General features: G+C 44.5%; 22 protein-coding genes. 13 read left to right on the top strand and 9 right to left on the bottom strand.

Annotation, left to right across the window (positions count from 1 at the left end; all coding sequences use genetic code 11):
* Positions 1-108: 108 nt before the first annotated feature.
* Both AACV78_RS02610 and AACV78_RS02605 read right to left on the bottom strand, forming a co-directional pair.
* A complete protein-coding gene (locus AACV78_RS02610) occupies positions 109-1,521 on the bottom strand; it encodes an adenylate/guanylate cyclase domain-containing protein (protein WP_194008023.1) in 1,413 nt (470 codons plus the stop codon).
* 271 nt (positions 1,522-1,792) lie between these two features.
* Positions 1,793-3,262 carry an adenylate/guanylate cyclase domain-containing protein gene (locus AACV78_RS02605; RefSeq protein ID WP_194008090.1) on the bottom strand — a complete coding sequence of 490 codons (1,470 nt, stop codon included), beginning with the start codon at positions 3,260-3,262 and terminating at the stop codon, positions 1,793-1,795.
* Between the two features lie 276 nt (positions 3,263-3,538).
* On the opposite strand from AACV78_RS02605, the gene AACV78_RS02600 reads away from it, so the two are divergent.
* Complete coding sequence (locus tag AACV78_RS02600) at positions 3,539-4,288, top strand: methyltransferase domain-containing protein (RefSeq protein ID WP_194008024.1); 750 nt, start codon at positions 3,539-3,541, stop codon at positions 4,286-4,288.
* 285 nt (positions 4,289-4,573) lie between these two features.
* On the opposite strand, the gene AACV78_RS02595 is transcribed toward AACV78_RS02600, so the two are convergent.
* Together AACV78_RS02595 and AACV78_RS02590 are read right to left on the bottom strand one after the other, a co-directional pair.
* Positions 4,574-4,963, bottom strand: a complete 390-nt coding sequence (locus AACV78_RS02595) for a hypothetical protein (protein ID WP_194008025.1) — start codon at positions 4,961-4,963, stop codon at positions 4,574-4,576.
* Between the two features lie 129 nt (positions 4,964-5,092).
* Complete coding sequence (locus tag AACV78_RS02590; protein ID WP_194008026.1) at positions 5,093-5,983, bottom strand: ABC transporter permease; 891 nt, start codon at positions 5,981-5,983, stop codon at positions 5,093-5,095.
* A gap of 287 nt (positions 5,984-6,270) precedes the next feature.
* On the opposite strand from AACV78_RS02590, the gene AACV78_RS02585 reads away from it, so the two are divergent.
* The 6 genes from AACV78_RS02585 (at position 6,271) to AACV78_RS02565 (ending at position 7,995) form a co-directional block, all read left to right on the top strand.
* Positions 6,271-6,477: a hypothetical protein gene (locus AACV78_RS02585; protein WP_194008027.1), complete on the top strand. Its 207-nt coding sequence runs from the start codon at positions 6,271-6,273 to the stop codon at positions 6,475-6,477.
* Between the two features lie 3 nt (positions 6,478-6,480).
* Entirely contained in the window at positions 6,481-6,687 is a 207-nt protein-coding gene (locus AACV78_RS02580) for a hypothetical protein (RefSeq protein WP_228042055.1), read from the top strand.
* Entirely contained in the window at positions 6,677-6,790 is a 114-nt protein-coding gene (locus AACV78_RS28630) for a type II toxin-antitoxin system PemK/MazF family toxin (protein ID WP_194008028.1), read from the top strand. The genes AACV78_RS02580 and AACV78_RS28630 overlap by 11 nt, the downstream gene beginning before the upstream one ends.
* A 65-nt stretch (positions 6,791-6,855) precedes the next feature.
* Entirely contained in the window at positions 6,856-7,056 is a 201-nt protein-coding gene (locus AACV78_RS02575) for a hypothetical protein (RefSeq protein WP_194008029.1), read from the top strand.
* Positions 7,047-7,457 (top strand): type II toxin-antitoxin system VapC family toxin, encoded by a 411-nt coding sequence (locus tag AACV78_RS02570; protein ID WP_194008030.1) that lies wholly within the window; start codon positions 7,047-7,049, stop codon positions 7,455-7,457. The genes AACV78_RS02575 and AACV78_RS02570 overlap by 10 nt, the downstream gene beginning before the upstream one ends.
* 184 nt (positions 7,458-7,641) lie before the next feature.
* A complete protein-coding gene (locus AACV78_RS02565) occupies positions 7,642-7,995 on the top strand; it encodes a DUF433 domain-containing protein (protein WP_194008031.1) in 354 nt (117 codons plus the stop codon).
* A 216-nt stretch (positions 7,996-8,211) separates the two neighbouring features.
* Here the strand turns inward: AACV78_RS02565 and AACV78_RS02560 are convergent, their stop codons facing one another.
* Entirely contained in the window at positions 8,212-10,536 is a 2,325-nt protein-coding gene (locus AACV78_RS02560) for a DUF4189 domain-containing protein (RefSeq protein ID WP_194008032.1), read from the bottom strand.
* A gap of 489 nt (positions 10,537-11,025) precedes the next feature.
* On the opposite strand from AACV78_RS02560, the gene AACV78_RS02555 reads away from it, so the two are divergent.
* A complete protein-coding gene (locus AACV78_RS02555) occupies positions 11,026-12,183 on the top strand; it encodes an NB-ARC domain-containing protein (RefSeq protein WP_228042054.1) in 1,158 nt (385 codons plus the stop codon).
* Positions 12,184-12,330: 147 nt separating this feature from the next.
* On the top strand, positions 12,331-12,945 hold the full coding sequence (locus tag AACV78_RS02550) for a Uma2 family endonuclease (protein WP_194008034.1): 615 nt from the start codon (positions 12,331-12,333) through the stop codon (positions 12,943-12,945).
* Between the two features lie 129 nt (positions 12,946-13,074).
* Here the strand turns inward: AACV78_RS02550 and AACV78_RS02545 are convergent, their stop codons facing one another.
* Both AACV78_RS02545 and AACV78_RS02540 read right to left on the bottom strand, forming a co-directional pair.
* A complete protein-coding gene (locus tag AACV78_RS02545) occupies positions 13,075-14,097 on the bottom strand; it encodes an ABC transporter ATP-binding protein (RefSeq protein WP_194008035.1) in 1,023 nt (340 codons plus the stop codon).
* A gap of 661 nt (positions 14,098-14,758) precedes the next feature.
* Complete coding sequence (locus tag AACV78_RS02540; RefSeq protein ID WP_194008036.1) at positions 14,759-14,947, bottom strand: hypothetical protein; 189 nt, start codon at positions 14,945-14,947, stop codon at positions 14,759-14,761.
* Positions 14,948-15,121: 174 nt separating this feature from the next.
* Between AACV78_RS02540 and AACV78_RS02535 the strand changes: the two genes are divergently transcribed.
* Entirely contained in the window at positions 15,122-15,292 is a 171-nt protein-coding gene (locus AACV78_RS02535; RefSeq protein ID WP_194008037.1) for a hypothetical protein, read from the top strand.
* A 40-nt stretch (positions 15,293-15,332) separates the two neighbouring features.
* Here the strand turns inward: AACV78_RS02535 and AACV78_RS02530 are convergent, their stop codons facing one another.
* The gene (locus tag AACV78_RS02530; RefSeq protein ID WP_194008038.1) at positions 15,333-16,256 is read right to left on the bottom strand and encodes a histone deacetylase family protein; all 924 of its coding nucleotides are present in this window, start codon (positions 16,254-16,256) and stop codon (positions 15,333-15,335) included.
* A 535-nt stretch (positions 16,257-16,791) separates the two neighbouring features.
* Here AACV78_RS02530 and gyrA point away from each other — a divergent pair.
* From gyrA to AACV78_RS02515, 3 genes are all read left to right on the top strand, one after another.
* Complete coding sequence (gyrA, locus tag AACV78_RS02525; protein WP_194008039.1) at positions 16,792-19,509, top strand: DNA gyrase subunit A; 2,718 nt, start codon at positions 16,792-16,794, stop codon at positions 19,507-19,509.
* A gap of 116 nt (positions 19,510-19,625) precedes the next feature.
* Positions 19,626-20,282: a Uma2 family endonuclease gene (locus AACV78_RS02520; RefSeq protein WP_339383437.1), complete on the top strand. Its 657-nt coding sequence runs from the start codon at positions 19,626-19,628 to the stop codon at positions 20,280-20,282.
* 388 nt (positions 20,283-20,670) lie between these two features.
* Complete coding sequence (locus AACV78_RS02515; protein WP_194008040.1) at positions 20,671-21,966, top strand: ribonuclease D; 1,296 nt, start codon at positions 20,671-20,673, stop codon at positions 21,964-21,966.
* Positions 21,967-22,081: 115 nt separating this feature from the next.
* Here the strand turns inward: AACV78_RS02515 and AACV78_RS02510 are convergent, their stop codons facing one another.
* Positions 22,082-22,426, bottom strand: coding sequence for a hypothetical protein (locus tag AACV78_RS02510; protein WP_194008041.1), 345 nt, complete (start codon positions 22,424-22,426; stop codon positions 22,082-22,084).
* Positions 22,427-22,451: the final 25 nt, after the last annotated feature.

Raw genomic sequence — 22,451 nt, 5'->3', positions numbered from 1 at the left:
TCTTCTCTTCCTTAGCGTCCTTTGCGTCTTCGCGGTTCGTTAAAAAAAATTAGTTTGTTGGAAATATCTGGGCTGCAACTTTCCAGCCATACCGCCTGCAGGCGACAGTTACAATTTTCTGCCCTTAAGCAAATAAGTCGTCATTGCCCCTTTACCTTTAACATTAATTTTACCGCGCTTTTCCAACAAATACTTATCGCACAGCAACTTATAAGTTGAGCTGCTAACTTGAATTTTACCAGGAAGTCCCTGAGACTCCATGCGGCTTGCCGTATTCACAGCATCTCCCCACAAATCGTAAATAAACTTTTTAGTACCGATGACACCTGCCACAACAGGCCCAGTATTGATGCCAATGCGGATATTAAGAGGTTTACCGCATTCGTCGCGGAATTTCATAATTTCTTGCTGCATTTCTAGGGCCATTTCGGCAATAGATTCTGCATGATTTGTACAGGGCAGCGGCAAACCGCCTGCTACCATATAATTGTCGCCGATCGTCTTAATTTTTTCTAAGCCGTATTGCTCGCTCAAGCTATCGAAAGATGAAAATATTTTGTTAAGCAATTTGACTAATTCTTCAGGAGACGTGCGGGAGGATATTTCGGTAAAGCCCACAATATCGGCAAACAGTACCGTCACCTCGGCAAATCCGTCCGCAATATTTATCTGGCCTTGTTTTAGGCGATCGGCAATCATTACGGGTAAAATATTTAGCAGTAAACGTTCCGACTTTTCTTGTTCGGCGCGCAATATTTCCTCAGCTTGTTTCCGCTGTGCGATTTCCTTGTATACTCGGTGAAACATTTGATTGAATGCGACCATCAATTCTCCCAATTCGTCATCGCGCTTGACAGACAGAGAGTAGAAATCGGGTTTTTCTCGATCTTTGCTCAAAGCGTCTCCGGCAGCGAGCAAGTCATCGCGCAATCTCAAGATTGGTGCGATTACTGTCACCCCTAAAAAAAACATAGTCACAGAAGTTACAAAGGCTGATATAATGATGACCAGAATGGCAATTCGCCCGATAAATGCGTAAAGTTCCGGTTGAACGGTGGAAGCATCGTGGCGAACAATTAAGATGTAATCGCCTCCCAAATGTCGCTCAGTCCAAGCCACATCGTAGCGATTGCTATCGAAATTGTGCTTGTGAACTATACGAGCAATTTTCCGTTCATTTAAACTGATTTGAGGCTGTTCGCCAAGTGTATATATTAATTCACCGTTAGCTTGATAAATAGATAGTCCTAAGACTACTTGAGAATCCTTAGTAATATTTTTTACTTCTTCTTGAAACAAAGTGCGATCGGAAACATCTTGTGCTAGCAAAAATTCGAGGGAATCAACAGTTGTCCGAGATAGCTGTTCCAGTTGAGTTAAAAGTTCATTTTCGCGCCGAAAATAAGAGGGGACTAAAATAATTCCCTCTATGACAAGAATGCTAGCAAATACCCACAAAGCTATTTGCCGAGACAAACGAGATTTGAAAAAGCCCAAAAATGATAAAATGCGCGCTGACATAAAATTTACTATGCTGCAAATGGCTAATTTAGGATATAGAAAAACAAACCCAGTTTTTCCTAAAAAATCTGAGAGATAAGACGGCGGTTGAAACCAGGTTTAGACAAACTTTCGTCCGCCGACGCGGACTGAATGAAACAGATAACGTAATTTTAATCGCCCGCTTGGCATGGGTTTTGCTTGTATAGAAGCGGTTTCAACCGCAAGCGTCTTATTATCAATCGCGTATTCGCTTACGACTAGCAGGCCCCTGAATAATATAATAAACAAATTAAACTGAAACTGCGCTGACTAACCTGCCTGCCAGCAGATAAGTATTCATATCGCCTTTGCCTTTGATGTGGATAACTCCTCTGTTTTCAAACAGATACTTGTTTTGCAAAATATTGTAAGTTGATTGCGTGACTTGAATCGCGCCGGCAATCCCGTGGGATTCCATGCGGGCTGCTGTATTGACGGCATCGCCCCAGAGGTCGTAAATGAATTTTTTGGTGCCAATAACCCCCGCAATGGCAGGCCCGGTATTGATGCCGATGCGAATGTTAATTCCTGCCTGATGTTTGGCATTAAATTTTGCTAGTTCCTCTTGCATATCTAAGGCCATTTCCGCAATCTTTTCGGCGTGGTTGGTGCTGGGATTTGGCAAACCTCCGACTACCATGTAAGCATCTCCAATTGTTTTGATTTTTTCCAAGCCGTACTTTTCCGTTAAACCATCGAAGGCCGAAAAAATCTCGTTGAGAAAAACGAGCAATTCTTCGGGAGATATTTGTGCTGAAAGTACGGTAAAGCCTACGATATCTGCAAACAAAATCGTGACTTCTGCGAAGCCGTCAGCGATACTGCTTTGACCGTCTTTTAACTTAGCTGCAATGGATTCGGGTAAAATATTGAGCAGCAGGCGATCGCACTTTTCCTGTTCTTTCAACAATTCTACATTAGTTTCTTGCAATTGTGCCGTGCGTTCCCTGACGCGATTTTCTAATTGTTTAGCATTTTGGCGCAACCTGCTGATAGACAAAGTTAATCCGGCGATGCCTAAAGTTGAAATCCCTGCTAACAGTAAAAACAGGTCTTTAAGTCCGCTGTGAGTTTTTTTAGTGATGGTTTCCAAGGGTTGAGTAATTTCTAATATCCCCCGGACATCTCCTACTTTCCAATCAGTTTTAGGACTGTAAATGTGAGTATTGTGACAGTTGACACAGCTAGAAGTTAGAATGTCTGCCTCGGCATATCGAAATGCTGGCCTGCCGCGAAAATCCTCTATTCGAGAAAATTTATCTGTCGGATTTTTGGTCAAGTAGGTAATAGCTTGACGTTCAAAATCGTCTCGGGCACCACCTTCTTTTCGCCGCCAGGGAAACGGGTAGTTGCTGTAGAGACGAACTGAGACTTCGGGATTTTTGTTGGCGATGTGGTTGCCTAGTTCTATTAAGAAAGTAGCGGGTACGGGAACTGTTGTTTTTGTCGGGTTGTAGTCGTGGGTAAAGTTAATCGCTTTAGCGGTGTTTAGAGGATTGACAACATCGGAACTGTAAAGGGTGCGGGCTTCTTTAATAGCTTGGGCGTAGAGGGTGGCATTTTGGAGGGCTTGCGATTCGATGAGGGTGGAGGAAAGACGAGACATATTTGCCATCGCTACTCCGACACCTACACAAAATAAAATTGTCACCGCAAGGAGAATTCGCTTGTAAATTAATTGGCTGATGGCAGCCGGAATGCGAGAAATCAACTGGCGCATGGTATCCTCAACTGTGAGGTTTAAGCTTGATTTGATTTTATGCACTACTAACATAACACTGCTTGTTCAGAGTGTTTTGCTGGCGTCAGGGTAAAGCCAGACAGGATAGTGCAAAGGATGGTTAGTTATTGTTTACCACGAGTGTTTCGCTTATCCGTAAGAATACGCATAACTTGATAGTGGTTTTCTGTTGAGTGAATTACAGGTGCTCGCTGCTTCGCGCATTTTTTGTTCTATCTCGGTTAGGATAGCAATTGTAGTCTATGGTTGGCGATCGTGAATTCTGACTCTACTGTCTCAACTGCGAACAACGAAATTTTTCCGGGAGAAGTTTTCGTCAATACTGCGGATTTTGATACTGGCATTCGGCGGCTTTTACCGAAATATGACGAAATGCTGGATGTATTAGTAGCCTGCATTGCTAACACAAACCAGCGGATTTTAGAACTCGGCTGCGGTACGGGCGAACTGAGTTTAAAAGTTCTGCAACGCTACGAGTCTGCGGAAATTGTTGCTGTGGATTATTCGCCGCGAATGCTGGATTTTGCCCGCGCCAAAATAGAGGCAGCAGGATATTCAGCCCGGTGGACTGGCATAGAATTGGATTTTGGAGAATGGGCGAACAATCCAAGTTTTTCAGGTTTGGGCGATAAGTTTAATGCTGGCATTTCGTCTCTGGCAATTCACCATCTTGAGGATGAGATGAAGCTGAAATTGTTTCAACGAATTCGGGAAAGTTTAAATGCTGGCGGCTGTTTTTGGAATGCCGATCCTGTGGTGGCAGAATCGGCAGCAATGAAGGATATTTATGGAGCGGCGCGGGAAGATTGGGCGCTGAGTCAGGGGGAAACTTTAGCAGAAATTCGGGCAAAGGTGGGGACGAGTGTTTCTTACGGGTATTCTAATCCCGATCGCCTAGCTACACTTGCGGCACAGTTGGAAATGCTGGCAAATGCGGGATTTGAGACTGTGGCGGTTCCTTGGAAGTATTACGGTATGGCGGTGTTTGGGGGATTTGTTAATTAAGATTAATTTGGGCGGTTGAAACCGCTGCTAGAACGACTAATTTCGGCGGTTGAAACCGCTGCTACACTAACGAAGTCCGAGCAGAGGGGGACTAAGAAATTAAGATTAATTTCGGCGGTTGAAACCGCTGCTACATAAACGAAGTCCGCCTCCGCGGACTAAGAAATTAAGATTAAAACTTGGCGGTTGAAACCGCTGCTACACTAACGAAGTCCGCCTCCGCGGACTAAGAAATTAAGATTAAAACTCGGCGGTTGATACCGCCGAATTATCTAAGAAATCAATTTAAGGGGCGGGGGCGGTAATTTCTGTAGGTGCGATCGCCCCTTGTGCAGGTATTGCTTGTTTTTCGAGTAGTTGGCGCTGTTTGTTGCGAAATTCTGCGGCGGCATCGTTCAAATTTTGGCGCTGTTCGGTATTGAATTCTTCCATGCTGCGGCCGCCTCCCAATCGGGATCTGTGAATTAAATCAAATATTCCGCTGCCGCTGCTGCGGCCGGAAAATGGGTCGCTGTTGTCTTGAGTTTGAAAGTCTTGCAGGGGTTGGGCGTTATTATTATTTAAATTGCTGGCTTGAGCGAAGGTTGCTTGAGGCGATAAAATAGCACAGGTGGCGATCGCGCTGGCGGCAATCCGAACGATCAATTTGCCTGATTTAGAAGTTTTGGCTTTCATAATTTATTAGTTTAACCTTGAAAAAAACAATTGTATCTCAACAATATGCTGACTTGTGGCTAAATATTGTACCACTCAAAAGCTAGTCGAGGGCGGGCTCGCGTGCCCACCCCACAAAAATCGATCGCCCTAAGCAAACCGGCGGCGCAGCAGGGGTTGAATGCTCAGCAGCGCTACGACATCAAAGGCTAGCAAGACTAACAGCGCTCCTCCAAAGGTAACATTACCCCAAGGAGCGTGCATGACGACGCTAGCTAGCGACCAATCGCTGTGCAGGTACAAATAGCGGATGGGTTCGATCGCGTAACTCAGAGGATTGAGAGTCACTACAACTTGCAGCCACTCTGGCATAAATGACAGCGGCGCGAGGGCGGTGCTGGCAAATAATAGGGGCAAGTTGGTAACAAAAATAACTGCGATTAATTCTACGTGGCCGGGGAGGGCGAAGGCTAAACCGAGACTGATGCCGGTGACTCCCAAAACTAACAGCAGGACTATTAGGGCGATCGCCCCGAGTCCGGCAAGTCCGGGGAATCCCGAACCCAAAAACGCGCCCGCCGTAACGATTGCGCCTGTTTGGATAAAGCTGAGGGTGACGATGAAAATCGCCGAAGCTAGGACGATCGAGAATCTGGAAGCTAGGGGCGCGACTAACAGGCGGTTGAGAAATCCGAATTCGCGATCGAACATAATCGGCAAACCGGCATTCAGCGCCCCTGCAAATGCAGTAAAAACAATCACGCCAGCGCCGAGAAATTGTCCGTAATTCTGGCTTTCGCCGAACAAGCCGGCGGGTGCATTTTTAAACAGAGCTCCGAATAAAACCAACCACATCAGCGGCTGAATAATTCCTGCAACTAGCGTCGAGGGGCGGCGCTGCAATTGAATAAACAGGCGTTTGGTTAAGGCTAGTGTTTCTTGGATGAAGTCGCCCAGCAGGGAACTCGAAGTGTCAGCGGATGGCGTGGCGAGTGGCCGCTGCTGGTTGAGGTTGTTGGGGGATGTAACAGTACCGCTCATAATTGCTTGGGTTGATTTTGATTAAATCTGAGATATTGCACCAGTTGCAATCATCCCTTTAGGGCGGGCTATAAGCCCACCCCACAAGAAGAAAATTGACTCTTTGTGGAACAGGCCGGAGAGCCTGTTCTTGAGAATGCTGCTCTGGGCGTGAGTTAAATCTAACTATCTTTAGGGTAGCAAGTCTGGGGGTATTGGTGGGGCCGGGCGGGCGATCGCCCTTACAATTGAGAATAAGCTCATCAAATATGCTAAATAAAAACTTGATTTACTAGGAGGATTGGCTGATGTCATCAAGGGCGTTAGCGAAGCCCTCGAAGAGGAGCGCCACTTTGGTCAAAATCATGGAATCTTTGCCGGAAACTCTGCAAGATAGAGTCGTTGAACATTTGCGAGAATATCTTGAAGACTTGAGGGATGAAGAACAGTGGAATGTATCTTTTCAGAATACAGAACAATCGCTGATTGTGGCTGCAAAACGCGCCAAACAATAAATTTTGGAAGGTAAAGCACAGCCATTAGATATTGATATAGGTTTGGAAATACCAACACTAGCCGACTATCCCAGCCGCCGAGAATTTATGCAATTGCCGCTTGAAGAGAGGCGAAATATTCTGGCAAAACAAGCTGAGGCAATGTTGCCACATTATCAGGAAGATAGAGAATGGCAAGAATTAAAAGCAGGAGATTTAATTGACTGCTAACTCTCCTTCTCCTAAACGGGGTGATATTTGGTTGGCTAATTTTAACCCAACACTGGGAGCCGAAATCAAAAAAATTCGTCCGGCTGTAGTAGAGTATCAGTAGTTACTTATTAAGGGCGATCGCAGTAGCTCGATCGATTAACCAGCAACTATCGGAGTGTTTGATTTATGCTAATTGAGAAGATTGTTCAAGAACTACAAGACATTCCCGAAGACAAACTTGCAGAAATCTATGACTTGATTCACTACTTTCGCCTCGGATTAGGACGAGAACAGCCACAGCCTCGCACGCCTGGTTTACTGACAGGAAAACTGGGTGATACTTTTTTTGAGCCCCTACCATTCGAGGAACTCGAACAATGGGAATAAGCTATCTCATTGACACCCATATCCTGTTGTGGTGGCTCTTTGACGACCCCAAGCTCAATGCCAAATGCCGCGACATCATTCGCAACCCGGATTTTAATATCATTGTCAGCACTGTTTCAGCCTGGGAAATAGTCACCAAATATCGCATCGGTAAACTTCCCGAAGCCAAACAGATTGTCGGGGAATATTCGCAAATCCTCCACCGATCGCAATTTATCGAACTAGCTATAACTTCAGTCCATGCCCTTCGCGCTGGCAGCCTGCCTATTGCCCACCGCGATCCGTTTGACCGGATGATTATGGCACAAGCTGAACTCGAAAATTTACCAGTTATTACCTACGATACAGCTTTTCATACGGGACTGATTGAAGTTATTCCTGCCGCCGAATCAAGAGCATGAGCATGGAAAGGGCGATCGCACTTTTGGGAATAAGGGCGAGCTCACTTTTTGGCGATCGCATACGAAAGAGAGTTAATGGGGATGGGATAAGGGCGATCGCACTTGACTTAAGGAAGAGCGATCGCACTTGCTGTGACAGTGTTATCCTAGATAAAAGAGCGATCGGAATAGGGAGGAAAAAATCTTGTCAACTATCACCGATATAGGAACTCTAATTAGCCGTCAGCCTGACATACATGGTGGCTGTCCAATTATTGCCGGAACGGGTGTTACAGTCCGGCGCATTGCTATTTTGTACAAGCAAAGTTTGAGTGCAGAAGAAATTGCCGATCGCATCGGGCATTTAACTCTCACCCAAGTCTATGCAGCTTTGACTTATTACCATGCTAATCGAGAGGAAATTGATGCTGACATTGCAGCGGAGGAAGCTGAGGGCGATCGAATAGAAGCATTGATTTGCGATCGTCAAATTCCCAAGTTGCAGACCGATATAGATTTAGAAATACCAACACTACCCGACTATCCCACTCGCACATAATTTATGCAATTGCCGTTAGAAGAGAGGCGAAACATTCTAGCAAAACAAGCTGAGGTAATGTTGCAGCATTACCAGGAAGATAGAGAATGGCAAGAATTAGAAGCAGGAGATTTAATTGACTAAAAATATGAAGAAACTCCCCAGGGTGATCGTGACACTCTATGATTTTTGAGGGCAGGTTTGGGGAAATTGGAGAGCTATTTTTTGAAATTTATTCTAATTAGTACCTCGACCATCTGAGCAGAAAGCTGTTATAATTTTGCAAATTCCCTGTGTTTGACATCCTTGTAAAGCTGCGTTTTTTGCGGCCTCAAGAGAATCGCTAGTACCCCAATATCCGGCTGAATTAGCACTTGCAAACAGCTCACCACCTGCATAAGCTGCACAATTATTGAAAGACACTAGACTCCTACAAGAGCGAAAACGCTTTTGACAATTCTCTAAGGCTCTTATCTCGCTTTCTTCACGAGTAAGAGAGTCCCAAGACCATCCTAATTCTTGACTAGAAGCAGACGCGATTGCTCCCCATTTTTCAGTTGACTTTATTTTTGTACTAGAATAAGGTAACAGTAAATATACATCTCCTTCTATGGATTTTAGTGAATTATCACGTTTAAATCTTCCTTTCATCACTCCTGGATTAGCCGTTTGGCTAAGACTGAAAAATGTACCCTTAAGGTAATCTGGAAACATATCTCCCCACACAATGCCAGTATCTGATTTGGTAATTGTAAAATTCAGTTGTGTTCCCAATACTTTCCCTTGAAAATACATTTTTCTATCAGGATCTGTTATTTCACCAATAATTTCTCCAGATGTTTTATCAAAATTAGTGAAGCGAAGAGTAAAAGCTTTATCCAGTTGATCGCCCGATCGGTATCCTACCCATCTGCCAGAGAACACACTATTTGTATCAATAGATAATGCTATTTTATCTTGAATTGCATTCGCAGGATCGATAACATTAAACTGACCACTATAAAATCTTTTAGTCAAGTTTTCATGATCTAAATATTTTCCGAATATTCCAATTCGACTGATAGCAGCACCTTTATCAAATACATTAATAACCCTGGCTCCTCCTTTACCTACTTTTTTGGTAAATTGTTCCCAAGCCTTACCTTGAAATTGAAATAATTTGCTTAAAACCTCGGTAATTATTTCTTTATCTTCTGTACCAACTGCTTGCGCTATTTTAGTTGAATTATCTGGTTTAGATAGGCAAGACATCAAAGTAGTAAAAGCAGAAAGAGTGTTCTTAGCATTCAAGGCTAATTCATTTTGGCAATCTAATGAAACCGAACTAAGTTGAAGAGCTACATCAATTGGTTTTTTACCAGTGGAACCAGCAGCCACAGCAAAAATATCCATTGCCAACAAGGAAAGATTAATATCAAATGCGCCTACTTTTTGAGATTCACTTCTTCTATTGGAAAAACTACCTCCCGACAAAATAACATCATAACGACCATGTTTCCATCGACCATCTTTAGATATTAAAGCTTGTTCAATCTGATTGCCTCCTGAAATAGTTTTTATGATACTTCCATCCCAAACGCCAATTTCTGCTGGTAAAATTAACAATTCTCCAACAACATTTTGCTCCTTATTTTTAGGCCCACCATAGTCATTGTGCGTTACAGGATACTGTAGTTTACCCGCAGGAATAATCAAAATTTGCTGTGCGAGTGGAGAAGTTCCTTTAACTTTTATACCCTCAGAGCTTGCTTGCAATTCAAGTCCGTGCCACAAAGGCCAATTTGTACTAGAAATTTTTCCTTCATCGGTAAATTTGCTAGTAATTTCATATTCAAGATTGTTTGAGGTAGCTTGAGCGTTAGCAGAGGAAATAACCCACTCCCCAGATGGGAATATTTGACCACCCAAGGTCTGATTCTTAACTAATTCTTGATTGCCTTTTAATTGTTCTTGAAGTTGGTTTGAGGATTTTTGGGAAGTCTCAGGTAAAAATACTTGCTGATCTATAGCTACATCAAGAGCAATCTCAGAAGCTAATTTGAATATATTTTCATCAAATAGTGACGTAGATTTAGAAACTAAATTGACTAAATCTTTAAACTGCTTGTTTTTTTCGATTGCTTGAAAAATTGAAATCTGCTTTTTCAAAGGCAAGCCTAAAAATAAGGGATTCATAAAAACTAGGCTACGGGCAGTTGATACAAAGCTTAATTGAGGTTTTTCATTAAATTCAGGTACAAAAAAATCTATTAATCTGAGTTCATTACCAAATTTTGCAACCACAATAGCGGTAGAGTTGGTAGAGTTTTCTGTTTGACCTTCCGTTTTCTTAGTTAGCTTAATCCTTTGTCCTTGTTCTTTAATTAATTTTGATTCCGTAAGCGTCATAATTTTCCCAGACTTGAGTTCAGACTGGCCCACAGGGATATCAGTTACCTTAACCTCAACTCCTGAAAAATCGAGCAAGCTACAACCGCCAAGCAAGCTGATTGTTGAGAGAGTAGCTACGAATAACTTAGCTCTTCTTGTAATATGGGTAGCTTTAAATAAGTAAGAACTCATTATTTTAATCCCTAATTTTTTAACAAATCTGAAGTTTTTATTTGGGGAAAGTCCGATGCCCTGTTCAGCAGGATGATGCTATTAACCATTATTAAGTATTCTTGAGGTTGTTGCTAGAGGTAAAACGTGGGATTTAGTGAAATTCACAAAAGTTTACAGTGAGATTTTAGTGTGATTTAGTTGTTTAAGTTGGAAAAAGTGTTATAAAGTGGGGAAATCCTAAATTCAACCATACTCCCAGGCAGCCCTATGGACATTCAAGATGTATTACAATGGACAGACGACCGGGTATTGGCTAAGAGGGGAAAACATCTTGATTCGCTGCAAAGATGTATATTAGAGCAAGTGTGGCAAGGTCATAAATACCCAGAAATAGCTAAAGCTTGCAACCGTAGTGAGGATCGTATTAAACAGGTGGCCAGGGAATTATGGAAACTTCTCTCTGATATATTGGGAGAAAAGGTCCATAAATCAAATTTCCGATCCACAATGGAGAGGTATCGAATCTCTAAAGTTTCAAATTTTGGGGATTTTAATTTTGTACAAAACAAAGGCAACATTAACGTCTGTCCAGACACCTTACACCACAAACAAAACTCACCTCCTACACAAACCTCGAATCAAGACAACACCCAACAAAAACCGCGACTCGATTTAAGAGATGCACCGGAGCTCAAAACCTTCTACAACTACGCCAACTCTCCCCTCACCGCCCTCGAAAACTCGATCGCCCGCCAAAACTGCCGCCTCCTCACCATCACAGGCATGGCAGGCACCGGCAAAAGCTCGATCGCCCGTAACCTCATCCCCCAAATTCAAACTCAGTTCGATCGCATCATCTGGCGCAGTCTCCGCACCTCCCCACCCCTCGAAACAACCCTCAAAACCCTCATTCAATTTCTCTCAAATCAACCAGAAATTAGCATACCCGCCAACACCGACACTCAATTGTCAATCCTCATAGAAACCTTGCGCGAAAATCGCTGTCTCATCATCCTTGATGACGTGCAGCAAGTTCTCAGCAGCGGGCAACTTGCAGGAAGTTATAAACCCGGATATGAAAACTACGGAGCCCTATTTAAACTCATCGGCGAAATTCCCCACAACAGTTGCTTAATTCTCAATAGTTGGGAACCTCCCTCAGACATCCTCAGCTTCACCGACGATAATTCAGCAGTACGTTTATTACAGTTAACTGGTTTAGGTGAAGCCGCTACCGAAATTCTGAAAGAAAAAGGTTTATTAGATGAAGAACACTGGCCAGAATTGATTGAGCTTTATCAAGGCAATCCCCTCTGGTTAAAATTAGTCGCTCAAACTATTAACAACTTATTTAACCGCAGAGTTTCTCAATATTTAAGCTATCAACCAGTATTTTTAAGCGATGAATTGACACCGATATTGCAGCAGCACTATCAGCGGTTGTCGGAAATAGAAAAACAGGCGATCGCCCTAATCAGCAATGAAAGTGAACCTGTTTTGCTTACCCAATTGATGGCAAAATGTCAAGGCTCACAAGGCGAATTATTTAAAGCAATTCAATCTTTAGCCAGACGGGGAATAATTGCAAAATTGAGCTGTGAAGCTGAAACCGTTTTCACGATTCCACCTGTGTTAAAACAGTATGTTAAAATGGTTGCAGAATAGTCCTAAATATCTACAGTCCTAGACGCGCTCCGACCAAAGAAACCGGGTTTTTTACCGAACTTACGGTGTGTAATGCATCTTTCTGTAAAAAAAACCGGTTTCTGGGCCAGCATCGTAAGTCCTAATCTAGCTAAATGAGAGAAAACCATGACCGCAACTCGTATTCAACCTAAGCAAATGCTCAGTTTCGAGCAATTTGTAAAGCAACTTCCCGATGAAGAGGGCCGCTATGAACTTGTGAATGGAGAAATTGTGAGAATATTACCAATAAGACTACATGAGGATGTTGCCGATTTTCTAATCAAACAATTTGATAGAGAAGTCGATCTCGTCCCGCTCAATTACAGGGTATCTGGCAGATTTATGCTGAGAACTTTAACCCCGAATGGTAAAGAACAAGGCCGCCATCCTGATGTTACTGTAGTAGACAAAACCGTCTGGAAATCGCAGCCATTCGCCTATTCAGCCCTAACTGAACCCCCACAATTAGTGGTAGAAGTTGTCTCAACAAATTGGGAAGATGATTATATCGACAAGCTGGATGAATATCAGCGGCTGGGAATTCCTGAATATTGGATTGTCGATTATTTAGCTTTGGGAAGCAGAAACTATTTGGGAAACCCGAAAGAACCGACTGTTTTTGTTTATCTACTTGATGAAAATGGGGTTTATCAAATGACTGCTTACCGAGGCACTGAGCGCATTATATCTCGAACTTTCCCAGAATTAGCGCTGACAGCAGAGCAAGTGTTAGATGTATGATATCAAATCCAGCTTAAATATCGATTTATCTCGTTTATGAACAGGCAAGATGCCTGTTCCACAAGAAAATTCACTCTTTGTGGAACAGGCATCTTGCCTGTTTCTGACGAACTTTTCTCTTCCCTCAAATTACGATCGCATCGCTGCCTTTTGTTCCGCCTTCAAATCGCGGTTGCTAGCAGCAGCCAACTCCGCATCCAACAAAGTTTTACCAGTCGCAGCCAAATACACATCATCCAAACTCGGCCGAGATTGAGCAATCCCAAAAGTAGGAAGTCCCGCATCTTTCAAAGCTTGCTGAATTGTCACCAGCGCGTCACTTTGGGCACTCACTACCAAATTGAGAGAATTTCCTTGGGCGCTGTTGATAATTACTTCCTGTACAAAAGGCAGAGATTCCATTAAAGCTTGGGCTTTTTGGGCTTCTTCCAGTGGCGAAAACTCCCGAATCCGCAGAGTCACCCGATCGCCCCCAACCCGATTTTTCAACTCCTCCGGCGTGCCCTGTGCAATCACCGTACCCTTGTCAATAATCGCCACCCGATCGGCCAAAGCATCCACTTCTTCGAGATAATGACTCGTAATCAAAACCGTAGTACCTTCCTCTCGCAAGCGGCGCAGGAAATCCCACACCACAACCCGACTTTCAATATCGAGCCCCACAGTCGGTTCGTCTAACACCAAAACATCCGGCTGGTGAAGCAACCCAGCAGCCAAATCCAAGCGCTTGCGGATACCGCCGGAATAAGTGCCCGTCTTTTTATTTTCCCACTCCTCCAAACCGAGGAGTTTCACCATGTCGTCAATCCGCCCTTTAATCGTGTGGCGCGGCAAATGGTAAAGCGCCGCTTGCAGTTGCAGGAGTTCCCGCCCAGTCAGCACCTTATCCAGAGCAACTTCTTGGGCGACATAGCCGAGTCTTTGTCTGGCAATTCTCGGCTGGCTGACAGCAGAAATGCCAGACACTTCAATGCGTCCGCTGTCTGGCGATGTTAAAGTACAAAGTACCCGCAGGGTAGTGGTTTTACCAGCACCGTTGGGCCCTAGCAAACCAAATATTTCCCCCGGTTCTACCTTGAAGGAAACATCTTTAACGGCTTCTACAGTGCCGTAGCGTTTCTGAAGATTTTCAATTAAAACGGCGGGAGCCATATATTTTAAGGATGAACTGGTTGTTAATATTTTGACACTTCTGGGCTTGATTTGCCGGAATCTCGAAATTCAAAGCCCAAGTCTCCATAGAAACCGATTTTTTTGGCGAACCCGCGCATCTCAACCTTTAATCCCTCTCCACAACCCAATTTGTTTAATATTGATGCGCCGAGGCAGAAACTGGTTTTTTTTAACGAACCCGCGCATCTCAACCTTTAATCCCTGTCCAAAACCCGGTTTCTTTAATATTTATGCACCAGCTCTGATTTCTTTTCTCGTTGATTGATGTTTTTATCAAAAAAAATTGAGTTAACTATAACTTCTTAGTTAGTTACTCAAAATTCAAGATTATTCAATTAGTAGAGATGCACCCGAAGCCTGTTCTTATATAATTATCTCTACCTCTAGGTTGATGTCGATCGCGATTTGAATCATTAACACCGCTCTCAAACACATCAAACTGTCTATCCCAGTAAAAAACCAAAACTTCCGCAGGTGGTAAGTTCTACTTTTAACCACTTACCCAAACAATCCAAATAATGATGAAGCCCCCGATATCAACTCCGATAGCGATCGGTCATTCCCAATTCTTTAATCTTCAATGCCCCAATCGAAATCGAAAGTAGTATTAACTCCCAAACGAGAGTTGACTGCGGTGTCTTTAGTCGATAATTTTTACCCAACCGCGGCGCACGTTGTACAGCAGTCGGTTGATGATGGCATACTCATCTTCATTCAGCGTTCTTTCTAAGAGTGCGGATCTGAGCTGTCTCCGGTCGTGGCGAGTCACGACGCTGGAAAACATGACTTGACCAAATAATTCTTCGAGTGTCATTTGGGTAACTGACATGATAAACCTCTTAATTGATTGAGATAAATAAAATTTTCACAGGCTCCTGATATATCTATTATGCTTTGTACAAGGGCCTATTTGGGCGATCGAAAACATTGACACCGTGTGATTTTTAGGCTACAAATCTGTGACCTAGACTTTGAAACCCTGTGACTCGGATCTTTTTAATTTGTGATCCCAGTCACTGATGTTGAAGGAAGAAGGAAGAAGGAAGAAGGAAGAAGGAAGAAGGAAGAAGGAAGGAAGAAGGAAGAAGGAAGAAGGAAGAGGGGAGAGGGAAGAGGGCCGATCGGGCGATCGACAAAACTCCGCCGATCGCCATTGCTCTCAATCCCTTACTAATCCGTTTTCAACATCATTTTCGCCTCTGTCAATTTTGCATTTAATTGAGGCATCGGTCAATAGTCGCCACCACCGACTCGGCCAATTCTTTGAGCGCATAACCCCCCTCCAAACCAAAGACGAGGCGGCTGGTGATTTGCAAGCAATATCCGGTAAAAGTACCGAAATCTGACGGGGCCAGATTCATACTCGCCAGCGGATCCGAGACAATAGCATCGTAACCGGCGCTGACAATCAACAAATCTGGTTGAAAATTTGACAAAAACGGCACCACAAGAGATTCAAAAGCGCTCCGATATTCAGCTATACCGCTGCCGGGATACAGCGGAATGTTCAGCACGTTGTCGTAGCTGCCGCGCTCGTCGGCATCTCCAGTTCCCGGATAGCAGGGAGATTGGTGCAGGGAACAGTAGGCAATTTTCCGGCAGTTTTCCACCACGGATTGAGTGCCGTTACCGTGGTGCACGTCCCAGTCGAGGATGGCGACGCGGTTGACTCCCGGCTGTTCCAAGGCGTACTTCGCTGCGATTGCAGCATTGGAAAACAAACAAAAACCCATCGCGCGATTGTTTTCGGCATGGTGTCCCGGCGGCCTGGCCAGCACGAAAGCTGGTGCGTTTCCTGCCAATACTCGATCGACCCCATCGAGCCAAGCACTCGCCGCCAGCAGCGCTACATCGTAACTTTCAGCAGAAATCGGCGTATCGCCGTCGAGGTAGCCGCCTCCTTGAAGAGACAAATGTTCGACTTCTTTGATGTATCTTGGCGCGTGAACTTTTTTGAGCGCCGAGAACAATTCTGTTTGGCGCTGCGCCACTGGCTCCGGCAGTTGCCAGTCAAGGCGATCGGCCCAAGGGGCAGCTTTCAGAGCATTGACGATCGCCGTTAAACGTTCTGGTCGCTCTGGGTGAAGCATTCCAGTCTTGTGCAGCAAAAAATCAGGGGAGTAGATGACGGGTAGCATCGGCAGATTTTAGATTTTAGATTTTAGATTTTAGATTTTAGGTTTTTAGTTTGCTTGAATTGGATACAAAGCTTTTTTAAACTTTAATTGCGTCCAAGCAACCATTTTAATTGGGAGTATTTGCGGCTTGGTCAAAGGATTTTTTCTTAATGCGCGCTATTGAGAACTCGCTTCTAGATCTAACCCTCTGCAAACTCTCGATAGCACCCATTAAAGCTGACGCGATCGATGCTTTTTTTTCATTTTTTAGATAGCACTCAAAAAAACTCACCAAAGCATGAAAGCCGCTCGCCTAAAAAACCCTTTCTAGCTCAGGAAAATTGATGACTAAATCACCAACTACCAACTTACGAATTTCCCTTGTTTCGTCCCTTAATTTTTCTGGCAACTTGCCCCTAAACTCAAAGGCAAATTGTGATATAATTTTAGGAGTAATTTGCAATATTTGGCAGCTCTACTGAATCCAAATCGATTTTATCGCATTTTTGAGATTTATAGCGGTCAAATTTAAAGTTTTAACGGAGTTTTTCAACCTATGAGTATCTCTGAGTCGCGGATAATCCCGACGGATCTGGGTGGTGAGATGTCCCGATCGTACTTGGAATACGCCATGAGCGTAATAGTCGGTCGGGCGCTACCAGATGCGAGGGACGGTCTCAAGCCCGTTCACCGACGCATTCTCTACGCCATGAACGAATTGGGCTTGACTCCCGATCGACCATTCCGCAAATGCGCCCGCGTCGTCGGGGAGGTGCTCGGTAAGTATCACCCCCACGGAGATACAGCGGTTTACGACGCCCTAGTGCGGATGGCTCAGGATTTTTCCATGCGGGAACGCCTGATCAACGGCCACGGCAACTTCGGCTCCGTTGACAACGACCCGCCCGCTGCCATGCGGTACACCGAATGTCGCCTCACAGCCCTGACTAGCGACTCCATGCTGCGCGACATCGACTCGGAAACAGTAGATTTCGGCGACAACTTCGACGGTTCCCAACAAGAACCCCTCGTGCTCCCCGCACGCATCCCCCAAATTTTGCTCAACGGTTCCTCTGGAATTGCCGTCGGGATGGCCACCAACATTCCGCCACACAACTTGGGCGAAATAATTGACGGTTTAATAGCGCTAATCCACAATCCAGGAATTACCGACCTGGAATTGATGCAGTACATTCCCGGCCCGGACTTTCCCACCGGAGGGCAAATTCTCGGCAGAGGCGGCATTCGCGATGCTTACACCACCGGGCGCGGTTCGATTACCATGCGCGGAGTTGCCAACATTGAAACCATCGAACACGTCGGCCGCCCAGACAAAGAAGCAATTATTATCACCGAATTGCCTTACCAAACAAATAAGGCAGCGCTAATCGAGAAAATTGCCGAACTGGTAAACGACAAAAGATTAGATGGAATTTCCGACATTCGCGACGAAAGCGACAGAGACGGAATGCGGATCGTGATCGAACTCAAACGCGATGCCTATCCCCGCGTCGTCCTCAACAACCTCTACAAACAAACACCGCTCCAATCAAACTTTGGAGCCAATATGTTAGCGCTAGTAAATGGGGAACCCCAACTACTGACGCTCTCACAATTCCTCAATGTCTTCCTAGACTTCCGCATTGAAACAATTACTCGTCGGACTCAATACGAACTCCGCAAAGCAGAAGAACGCGACCATCTCCTGCAAGGTTTATTAATTGCCCTAGACAACTTAGACGCAATTATTCACCTAATTCGCGCCGCTGCCGACTCCGCAGCAGCCAAACAGGAATTGATCGATAATTACGGTCTTTCCGAACAGCAATCCGACGCAATTCTGCAAATGCAGCTCCGGCGCTTGACAGCCTTGGAAGCGCAAAAAATTCAGCAAGAACACGAAGAACTGCGAGCTAAAATTGCAGATTTGGAAGATATCTTAGCGCGCCGGGAACGCATCTTAGAAATCGCCGAAGTTGAAGCAGTCGAAATCCAAACCAAAATCGCCACTCCTAGACGCAGCGTCATCGAACACGCCGAAGGAGAAATCGATGAAAGAGATTTAATTGCCAACGAACAAGCAATTATTCTGATCACAGAACAAGGCTACATCAAGCGGATGCCGATCAGCACTTTCGAGGCCCAAAGTCGCGCTACTCGCGGCAAAGCAGGCGCGAAAATGAAGGAAGATGACGGAGTAGAACATTTCCTTTCTTGTTGCGATCACGACAGCGTTTTGTTCTTCAGCGACAGGGGCGTAGTTTACTCTGTCAAAGCTTATCAAATCCCCGTCTGTTCCCGGACTGCTCGCGGCACTCCCGTGGTGCAACTGCTGCCGATTCCTATAGAAGAAAAAATCACTTCTATGGTGTCAGTGACAGAATTTACTAGCGAAGAATATTTGGTGATGCTAACTCGCGGCGGCTATATCAAGAAAACCGCACTTTCTGCTTTTGGCAACATCCGTACTAACGGTTTGATCGCGATTTCTCTGGAAGAAGGCGACCAACTGCGCTGGGTGCGGAGAGCAAAAGTTGGTGACAGCATTATCATCGGCACGCGCCAAGGTATGGCGATTCATTTCCGCACCAATCACGAGCAGTTGCGCCCGGTAGGCCGCGCGACTCGGGGTGTAAAATCAATGAAATTGCGATCGGGCGACGAGCTGATCAGCATGGACATTTTACCGAGTTCAATTATTGCCGAAATTGCTGAATTGGTAACGGGAGAATCGGAATTTGAAGGAGCAGAAGCTGCTCTGCTAGAATCGGGAGAATTGGAATTTGAAGGAGCAGAAATTGCTGAATTAGAAGCTGAAGATGTGGAATTTGAAGAGGAAGAATTAGAACTGCAAGCTGAGGAAATTGAAGGCGAAGATGCCGAAGAAATTACCGCAGTTAGCAGCGAAGTTCCCTCGGTGTTGGTAATCACTAGCAACGGCTACGGCAAGCGGGTTCCAGTTTCTCAATTCCGCCTGCAAAGACGCGCTGGCAAGGGATTGACTGCTACTAAATTCAAGTCGAAAAAGGCTAAGGATTACGTGGCTGCGCTGCGAATTGTCAACGACAATGATGAGTTGATGATTATTACCAACCGAGGTATTATTATCCGTCAGGCTGTGAGTGCAATTTCCACGCAATCGCGCACTGCAACGGGCGTGCGGGTGCAGCGGTTGGATGAGGATGATTCGATTGTAGCTGTGGCTTTGGTGCCGGCTTCGGGCGAAGAGTCGATCGAAGAATCGGCATCTGAGGAAGCGACAGAGGAGTCATAGGTTAATAGTTTGTAGGGTGCGCTGCGGTGCACCTTACTGCTGTTGAATGCTAAAAGTGCGATCGCCCCTACTCAGAAGTTTTCCCTCAAAAGTCAAATATTTTTTCCGGTGAGGTAATGATGAGTCAACTCCAAACCAAACTACTAACTGATACCTGGGTTACAGCGACTTGGGATGAATATATAGAAATTATTAAACAGCCGGAGTACGATCGAGCAAAATGCTACTACTACAACGGACAGTTGAGGATTGAAATGGCAGCAGTCGGGGCAGATCATGCTGATGACAACGGAATTATCGTCATCTTAATCAATTTATTTGGCATTGCTAAAGGTATAAAAATGAGACTGCTGGTCAACTGTAGCTACGCCAAAACAGGTGTCAGAGGCGCTCAACCTGATGCTTCTTACTACATCGGAGACCGGGTACAAATGGCACCTCGCGGCAGTTCGGTAGTGAATTTAGATAGCGCAGTTTCCCCAGATTTAGCAATTGAAATTGCCGACAGTTCTCTTGTTGACGATTTGGGAACAAAAAGAATGATTTATGAAGAATTAGGAGTGTCTGAGTATTGGGTAGTAGACGTACAAAAAGCGCAAGTTATTGCTTTCAAAATAATTGCTAACCGTGGTAGCGAACGTCTGACGGAATCTCAAGTTTTGCCGGGGCTAAAAGTTACTTTATTAGAGGAAGGTTTGCGCCGCAGTCGCCAGACGGACAATACAGAAGTAGGCAACTGGTTCTTAGAGGAAGTTCGCGGGAATCCTCAATAGTGCGATCGCATTCTTTTTTTAAACTGGAGGCGAGAAACCCGGTTTCTACGAGTTTTGTGTTGAGTAACGAGAAATCTAAGAAGAAACCGGGTTTCTGAGGTATATGCGTCTCTAGTTTAACTGGAGGCGAGAAACCCGGTTTCTACGAGTTTTGTGTTGAGTAACGAGAAATCTAAGAAGAAACCGGGTTTCTGAGGTATATGCGTCTCTAGTTTAACTGGAGGCGAGAAACCCGGTTTCTGCGAGTTTTGTATTTAGTAACGAGAAATCGAGAAAGAAACCGGGTTTCTGAGGTTTACCTGTGTCCGGCACTTCAATCATTGACAATTGACACGATAATTGCTATAGCATAATATAAGTCTAAATTTAATAGTAAAAGTCTGTAAAAATGCCTTATTTAACAGCAGCAAACGACATCAAAGCAGTCATTTCTCAATTTTCCCAAGCTAAAATTCTGTGGGTTGACACAGAAATAGCAGACTATAAATCCAACCCCAGATTATCTCTGATTCAAGTGTTAGCAGACTCCACCGATGCGACAGGAGATGCCACGTTTTTACTAGATGTATTAGACAAACCTGAATTGGCAAAAAATTTCATCAGCCAAATCATGGTAAATCCAAATATTGAAAAAGTATTGCACAACGCCAGCTATGACATCAGATTTCTGGGCAATGACGACGCTCAAAATGTCACTTGCACGTTGCAAATGGCGAGAAAGATTCCAGCTTACATTCTGCCATTACCCAACCGACAACTCAAAACATTAATCGAAACACTTTGCGGCATTGCTTATGTAGATAAAACAGAACAAAGCGGCGATTGGGCAAAGCGTCCCCTGACGCAGAAGCAGCTAGAATATGCCAAAATGGACGCGGTTTATTTAGCGAAAGTGCATCAGCGCCTGCGAGAAATCCTTGCCCAATCTTACCCCGATCCCGCCACAGAAAACTTGACCGCCTTGGGGGAAAAATATCAGGAAATAGAATCTCAGTGGAAGCCCCTAGATGCAGAAATTGCTGAAGTCAAGGAACGATTTAAAGCGGGGATGCTGGCGCAAAATCTCAAAGATAGTTCTTATTTTCAGCTTTCCAGTTCGATAGCGATGAAAGTTGATTTTATGACGCTGGCGAAACTAACGCAAGCTGAGGGAATTGAGTTGAATTTTCCGGTGACGCTGACAAAAGAAATTCAAAAACAGTTAGGGGAAGTCATCGCCGATCCATCTTTGGCAGTTGAAGATATTGCTAGTTGGCGGTTGAATTCTACAATCAAGCAGGGTCGAAAATCAACTACTAAGAAAGTTGTGCCGCAACCGGAGACTGAGGATTTCACAGCATTGGGGGAAAGGTACAAAGAAATTTTGCCTGAATGGAAGCTGCTGGATTCAGAAGTTGAGCATCTGAAAGAGCGGATTAAAAAAGCAATGTTGGTGCAAAATAAGGGCAATACTCCTCATTTTAAGTTATCTAGTTCTTCGATTTTGAAGGTAGATTTTGCTAGGTTGGCAAAACTTGCGCTATCTGCGGGAGTTGAGTTGGATTTTATGGTGACGCTGACTCAATACATTCAAAGGCAGTTAGGGGATGCGATTAACAAAATTGATGTGAAAATTGATTATATTACCAGTTGGCGGATGACGGCGAAGACTGTGGAAGATGAAGATGAGGAAATCCCGTTTTAAGTCGTAGGGTGCGTCGCCATGAAAAATATCCAAAGAAAGATCGATAATTTTACAGCGACGCACCTGATACAATAAACGAATAGCGTTTCGTTTTTGCTGTTTGTACCGATCGCAATTAACCTTGTTCTTCCAAATACTCCGCAACTGCTTGCAAATCTTCCAATCCTCGATTCAAGCGGTTCAGCATAGCTTCCCCAATCTCAGTATCAAAATTGAGTTTAGGATTTTGCAAAGCTAACTCTTGAATTGCCTCAAGCCATAGTGAAAGCGGTACATGGCGCACAGCGTTCCGTAACCCCATATTTGCCAATACTGCAAGATAAAAACCTGTCAAGTCTTGCCCTCCATAGTTATAGAAACCATCCCACAGTTCTAGTTTTTCTGGTGTGTAGGCTGCGTATTGATCGAAATCGATCGGTGTGCGATCGAGTTGGGGTTGTGGCAGTGGTGGTGTATCCATATTTTTTTACCTTATTGGTTAGCAT

Origin of the sequence: Tychonema sp. LEGE 07196 (genome assembly GCF_963890365.1) — a bacterium.
Lineage (GTDB): Bacteria > Cyanobacteriota > Cyanobacteriia > Cyanobacteriales > Microcoleaceae > Microcoleus.
The sequence above is the reverse complement of the archived record's forward strand: the minus strand, read 5'-3'. Positions and strand labels throughout refer to the sequence as shown.